The sequence below is a fragment of the Caldimonas sp. genome (assembly GCF_046289365.1).
Lineage (GTDB): Bacteria > Pseudomonadota > Gammaproteobacteria > Burkholderiales > Burkholderiaceae_C > Caldimonas.
The window spans coordinates 1-5,891 of record NZ_JBKBVU010000193.1 but is presented as its reverse complement, the minus strand read 5'-3'; the positions used below and the strand labels follow the sequence as shown (position 1 = coordinate 5,891).

The window sequence follows — 5,891 nt, the reverse complement described above, 5'->3', positions numbered from 1 at the left end:
TGGGCGACGACTGCACCATCTACCAGGGCGTGACCCTGGGAGGCACGTCGCTGAGCAAGGGGGCCAAGCGGCACCCCACGCTGGGACGTGGTGTCATCGTGGGGGCCAATGCCCAGGTGCTGGGAGGCTTCACGGTGGGCGACGGAGCGCGGATCGGTTCGAATGCCGTGGTCGTGAAAGAAGTCCCACCGGGGGCCACCGCGGTGGGCAACCCGGCGCGCATCCTGCACAAGGAGGCCGATGCCCAGCGGGAGGAGGCGGCCGCCAAGATGGGCTTTTCGGCCTATGGCGTGACGCAGAGCGACGATCCGGTGTCCCAGGCCATCCGCGGCCTGGTGGACAACGCGGCCAGCCATGAGCATCAGATTGCCCTGCTGTGGCAGGCCATCGAGAAGCTGTCCAACAGCCGCCGCCCGGACTGCGTGCCCAGCGATGCCCACACCACCGAGCAGTTCGACGCCGAATCGCTGAACCAGTTGGTCAAGTAGTCCGGGGGGCACGCACGGCGTTCTTCGGGCGAAACGCCTTGCACACCGCGTCGTCGGTTTCCAGATAGGGGCCACCGATCAGGTCGATGCAGTAGGGCACGGCGGCAAAAATGCCGTGCACCACGGGATGGCCTTCGGCGTCTTTCAGGCCTTCGAGCGTCTCGGCGATGGACTTGGGCTGGCCGGGCAGGTTGATGATCAGGGCCTGCCCTCGGATGACCGCCACCTGGCGCGACAGGATGGCCGTGGGCACGAAGCGCAGGCTGATCTGGCGCATCTGCTCGCCAAAGCCCGGCATTTCCTTGTCGGCCACGTCCAGCGTGGCCTCGGGGGTCACATCGCGCGGGGCCGGGCCGGTGCCGCCGGTGGTGAGCACCAGGTCGCAGCGGCGCTCGTCCACCAGCTCGCGCAAGGTGGCCGCGATGCCGGCCCGCTCGTCGGGGATGAGGCGGGTTTCCCAGGCGATGGGGTTGCGCAGCGCGCGCCCCAGCCATTCCTGCAGAGCCGGGATGCCCTTGTCCTCGTAGACGCCGCGAGAGGCGCGGTCGCTGATCGAGACCACACCGATGCGCACGGGGTCGAAGCTCGGGTTGCTCATGGGTCAGGCGTCCTCGTCGGAGGGGGCCGGCTCGGTCGCGAGGCGGCCTTTCAGATACTGGAAGAGTTCGCGGTAGGCGCGGGCGCTGCGCTGCTCAGGCGAGGCCGCAGCATCCCGGCGGGCGGCACGGATCAGGCTGCGCAACTGCTGGGCGTCGCTGTCGGGATGGTCGGCCATCCAGCGGGTGAGCGCCTCGTCGTCGGACAGCAATTCGCTGCGCCAGCGCTCGGCTTCGTGCAGCGCCAGGCTGTCCAGCGCACGGCCCAGCTTCATCTCGGCCACGGCCTCTCGCACGGGCTCGGGGTCGATCTGGCGCATCAGCTTGCCGATGTATTGCATCTGCCGTCGCCGGCCCTCGTGTGAGCGGGTGCGCTTGTACTCCTGCACCGCATGGACCAGGGCCTCGGGCAGCGCAAGCCTCTCGAAGCGACTGTCGGGCAGTTGGACGAGATCCTCGCCCAGGGCCTGCAGCTCATGCATGAGCTGTTTGAGCCGGGTCTTGCTCGGCCGCTCGTCGGCGGGCGGGGGGGCGAGGGCGTCGGAAGGGCGGGCGGGCGGCAGGGGCATGCGTCGGCAAGGCAGGTGTGGCAGGGCTCGATGCCACGGTGGTCGCTATCATAAGCCCGGACCTTTCCTGCCCCTGGCTGCAATCCTCTTCACATCCTCCATGGTCTCCACCGCCTCTCACACCGACACGGCCCACAGCGGGTTTGCCTACAGCCGCGACCAGTTCCGCGAACTCGTGGAAACGAGCCTGGCCCTGGCGCACAGGCTGGGCGCCAGCGATGCGGCCGCCGAAGTCTCCGAAGGGGTGGGGTTGTCGGTGTCGGTGCGCAAGGGCAGCATTGAGAACGTCGAGCGCAACCGCGACAAATCCATCGGCGTGACGGTCTACATCGGCCAGCGCCGCGGCAATGCGAGCACCTCCGATTTTTCGAGCGCGGCCATCGAGCAGACGGTGCGGGCGGCCTACGACATCGCACGCTTCACGGCCGAGGATCCCGCCGCCGGCCTGCCCGATGAGGCCGACCTGGCGCTGGGCGAGGCGGCCGAGCGCGACCTGGACCTCTTCCATCCCTGGGCGCTGGACGCGGCCGGGGCGGCCGAGCTGGCACTGCGCTGCGAAGCGGCCGCCTTTGCCGTGGACAAGCGCATCACCAATTCCGAAGGGGCGGGGGTGTCGGCCCAGCAGTCGCACTTCTTCGCCGGCAATACGCGGGGCTTCCGGGGGGGCTATGCCAGTTCGCGGCACTCGCTGTCGGTGGCCCCCATCGCCGGACGCGGCGCGCACATGCAGCGCGATGCCTGGTACAGCTCGATGCGCGACCCGGCCGAGCTGGCCTCGCCCGAGGCGGTGGGCCGCTACGCGGCCGAGCGTGCCCTGTCGCGGCTGCATGCCCGCAAGATCCCGACCTGCGAGTGTCCGGTGCTGTTCGAGTCGACGCTGGCCGCCGGGTTGCTGGGCGGGTTTGTGCAGGCCACCAGCGGTGCGGCGCTGTACCGCAAGGCGTCCTTCCTGGTCGACAGTCTGGGCCGCCAGGTCTTCCCGGACCATGTGGACATCCTCGAGGACCCGCACATCCCCAAGGGCAAAGGCAGCGCTCCCTTCGACGACGAGGGGGTGCTCACCCGCGCGCGCCGGGTGGTGGAGGCCGGTGTCGTGCAGGGCTACTTCCTGTCGAGCTACTCGGCACGCAAGCTGGGCCTGCGCACCACCGGGCATGCCGGCGGGTCGCAGAACCTGCGGTTGACGAGCCGGCTCACGCAGCCGCAGGACGATCTCGATGCCATGCTGCGCAAGCTGCACCGGGGCCTGTTCGTGATCGAACTCATGGGCCAGGGTGTGAACTACGTGACCGGTGACTACTCCCGCGGCGCGGCCGGCTTCTGGGTGGAGGGCGGCCGCATCGCCTATCCGGTGCAGGAGATCACCATCGCCTCCAACCTGCGCGAGATGTTCAAGCACATCGTCGCCGTGGGGGCCGATGCCTACACGCTGGGCTCGAAAACCATTGGCTCGGTGCTCGTCGAGCGGATGAAGGTGGCCGGTTCCTGACACCAGCCTGAAAGCACGCTTGAGGCCGTGTCGAGTTCTATCACGTTGTCCTGAGCAAGACCTGAAAATTCGGCCGGACTCCGTGATTCCTCCAGCCGGAATCTCCCCGGCCCGTGCCGCTGGGCGCCCTCCTAGAATCGCGCCGCCTGCGGGCGCTTCACACAGACCAATACAGGAGCTTTTCATGGAACGTCGTTCCTTCATCCGCACGACCGGCCTGGCCGGCGTGCTCGCCGCTGGGGTCGCCCCGGTCGTTCATGCCCAACCCGTGGTGCGCTGGCGCTGCGCGTCGAGCTTCCCGAAGACGCTGGACACCATCTACGGTGGCGCCGAGGCGTTCGCCAAGAAGGTCCACGACATGTCGGGCGGCAAGTTCCAGGTTTCGGTGCATGCCGGCGGCGAACTGATGCCTCCCTTCGGCATCGTCGACGCTCTGCAAAATGGCACCGTCGAGATGGGGCACACCGTGCCCTACTACTACTTCGGCAAGGATCCGACCTTCGCGATCGGCGCGGCCATTCCCTTCGGCCTGAACTCGCGCCAGATGACCGCCTGGATGTTCGAGGGCAACGGCCTGAAGCTGATGCGTGAGTTCTACGCGCAGTACAACATCATCAATTTCGCCGGCGGCAACACCGGTGCGCAGATGGCCGGCTGGTTCCGCAAGGAGATCAACACGGTCAACGACTACAAGGGCCTGAAGTTCCGCATTGGCGGGTTCTCCGGCGAGGTGATCAAGCGCCTGGGCGGCGTGCCGCAGAACATCCCCGGTGGCGAGATCTATCAGGCGCTGGAGAAGGGCACGATCGACGCGGCCGAGTGGATCGGTCCGTATGACGACCAGAAGCTGGGCTTCAACAAGGTGGCACCCTTCTACTACTACCCCGGCTGGTGGGAAGGCGGCCCGCAGATCGACTTCTTCATCAACATCAAGGCCTACGAGGCCCTGTCGGCCGAGTACAAGGCCATCGTCGAGGCCGCGGCCACCTACGCCCATGTGGACATGCAGGCCAAGTACGATGCCCGCAACCCGGTGGCGCTCAAGCAGCTCGTGGCGGCCAAAACCCAGCTCAAGGCCTTTCCGAAGGCGGTGATCGATGCAGCGTTCAAGGAAGCCATGGCGCTGTACTCGGAGCTGTCGGCCTCCAACCCCAACTGGAAGAAGGTCTACACCGACTACGCCAACTTCCGTCGCGACCAGAACCTGTGGTTCCGCTTCACCGAGGCGCAGTTCGACCGCTACATGCAGTCGGCCAAGCTGTGAGCGGCGGCAACTGACACCCCGCCTTCAGGACGAGGCCCCGCTTGGCGGGGCCTTTTTTCTGGGGCCCTGCACGCAGGCTCCCTATCAAGCTGAAAGAATCCTGACATTGAGGCGAGGGCTTGCCCGTAGGTGAAGTTGCGCACGGGTAAAACCCTGTCAGGAAGCTGAAAACCCCCTCCTAGAATTCGTGCACGCTCGCGGCACCCGCACGAGCCTTGTCTCTCGTCTTCTTCCACCTCGACATACAGGAGTCTTTCAATGGAACGTCGTTCCTTCATCCGCACCACGGGCCTGGCTGGCGTTCTGGCCGCTGGCGCTGCGCCGGCGATCGTGCAGGCTCAGGCCAACATCCGCTGGCGTCTGGCCTCGAGCTTCCCGAAGGCGCTGGACACGATCTACGGCGCCGCCGAGTCCTTCGCCAAAAAGGTCGGCGAAATGTCGGGTGGCAAGTTCCAGATCTCGGTGCATGCCGGGGGTGAACTGATGCCGGCCTTCGGCGTGGTCGACGGTGTGCAAAACGGCACCGTCGAGATGGCCCATACCGCCCCGTACTACTTCTTCGGCAAGGACGAGACCTTCGCGCTGGCCTGTGCCATCCCCTTCGGCCTGAACTCGCGCCAGATGACGGCCTGGATGTACGAAGGCAACGGCCTGAAGCTGATGCGTGAGTTCTACGCGCAGTACAACATCATCAGCTTCCCGATGGGCAACACCGGCGCGCAGATGGGCGGCTGGTTCCGCAAGGAAATCAAGACCGTGGCCGATTACAAGGGCCTGAAGTTCCGTGTCGGTGGGTTTGCCGGCAAGGTGATCGAGCGCCTGGGTGGCGTGCCGCAGAACATCCCCGGTGGCGAGATCTACCAGGCGCTGGAGAAGGGCACGATCGACGCGGCCGAGTGGGTGGGGCCCTACGACGACCAGAAGCTGGGCTTCAACAAGGTGGCGCCCTTCTATCACTACCCCGGCTGGTGGGAAGGCGGCCCGCAGCTCGACCTGTACGTCAACACCAAGGCCTATGAAGGGCTGTCATCCGAATACAAGGCCATCATCGAATCGGCCGCCGCCTATGCGCACACGGAGATGCAGGCCAAGTATGACGTGCGCAACCCCGAGGCGCTCAAGCAGCTCGTGGCGGCAGGCACGAAGGTGGTGGCCTTCCCGAAGGCGGTGATGGATGCCGCCTTCAAGGAAGCCATGGCCCTGTATGCCGACCTGTCGGCCAAGAACCCCAACTGGAAGAAGGTCTACACCGACTACGCGAACTTCCGTCGCGACCAGAACCTGTGGTTCCGCTTCACCGAGGCGCAGTTCGACCGCTATCTGCAGGCCGCCAAGCTGTGAGCCTGGCTCGCGGCGCCACCGGCTGAGTCCGTCCGGCCGGTGCCTCAGGGTGCACCGCCCCTCCCGCCCCGCCCTCAGGCTGGGCGGGATTTTTTTCGGCCCGGTGCGAGGTCTGCGATGCCTGCCCCCTTGGGGACGCAGGCA

The 5,891-nt window shown here is 66.5% G+C and carries 6 protein-coding genes; 4 read left to right on the top strand and 2 right to left on the bottom strand.

The window, feature by feature from the left end; genetic code table 11:
* On the top strand, nucleotides 1-488 hold a 488-nt coding region (locus tag ACK42S_RS14940), incomplete at its 5' end, for a serine O-acetyltransferase (RefSeq protein ID WP_409709220.1).
* Here ACK42S_RS14940 and mog read toward each other — a convergent pair.
* A complete protein-coding gene (gene mog / locus ACK42S_RS14935; protein WP_409709217.1) occupies nucleotides 481-1,086 on the bottom strand; it encodes a molybdopterin adenylyltransferase in 606 nt (201 codons plus the stop codon). The two genes, ACK42S_RS14940 and mog, sit on opposite strands and share 8 nt — an antisense overlap.
* A 3-nt stretch (nucleotides 1,087-1,089) precedes the next feature.
* A complete protein-coding gene (gene yjgA, locus ACK42S_RS14930) occupies nucleotides 1,090-1,653 on the bottom strand; it encodes a ribosome biogenesis factor YjgA (protein ID WP_409709214.1) in 564 nt (187 codons plus the stop codon).
* Nucleotides 1,654-1,753: 100 nt separating this feature from the next.
* On the opposite strand from yjgA, the gene pmbA reads away from it, so the two are divergent.
* The 3 genes from pmbA to ACK42S_RS14915 all read left to right on the top strand — a co-directional run bounded on the left by pmbA (nucleotide 1,754) and on the right by ACK42S_RS14915 (nucleotide 5,747).
* The gene (pmbA, locus tag ACK42S_RS14925; protein ID WP_409709211.1) at nucleotides 1,754-3,142 is read left to right on the top strand and encodes a metalloprotease PmbA; all 1,389 of its coding nucleotides are present in this window, start codon (nucleotides 1,754-1,756) and stop codon (nucleotides 3,140-3,142) included.
* 184 nt (nucleotides 3,143-3,326) lie between these two features.
* Nucleotides 3,327-4,406, top strand: a complete 1,080-nt coding sequence (locus tag ACK42S_RS14920) for a TRAP transporter substrate-binding protein (protein ID WP_409709208.1) — start codon at nucleotides 3,327-3,329, stop codon at nucleotides 4,404-4,406.
* A gap of 258 nt (nucleotides 4,407-4,664) precedes the next feature.
* A complete protein-coding gene (locus ACK42S_RS14915) occupies nucleotides 4,665-5,747 on the top strand; it encodes a TRAP transporter substrate-binding protein (RefSeq protein ID WP_409709205.1) in 1,083 nt (360 codons plus the stop codon).
* Nucleotides 5,748-5,891: the final 144 nt, after the last annotated feature.

Bases quoted from the DNA above. Each gene is read 5' to 3' on its own strand.
- mog (WP_409709217.1), bottom strand. From the start codon at position 1,086: ATGAGCAACCCGAGCTTCGACCCCGTGCGCATCGGTGTGGTCTCGATC.
- yjgA (WP_409709214.1), bottom strand. From the start codon at position 1,653: ATGCCCCTGCCGCCCGCCCGCCCTTCCGACGCCCTCGCCCCCCCGCCC.
- pmbA (WP_409709211.1), top strand. From the start codon at position 1,754: ATGGTCTCCACCGCCTCTCACACCGACACGGCCCACAGCGGGTTTGCC.
- ACK42S_RS14920 (WP_409709208.1), top strand. From the start codon at position 3,327: ATGGAACGTCGTTCCTTCATCCGCACGACCGGCCTGGCCGGCGTGCTC.
- ACK42S_RS14915 (WP_409709205.1), top strand. From the start codon at position 4,665: ATGGAACGTCGTTCCTTCATCCGCACCACGGGCCTGGCTGGCGTTCTG.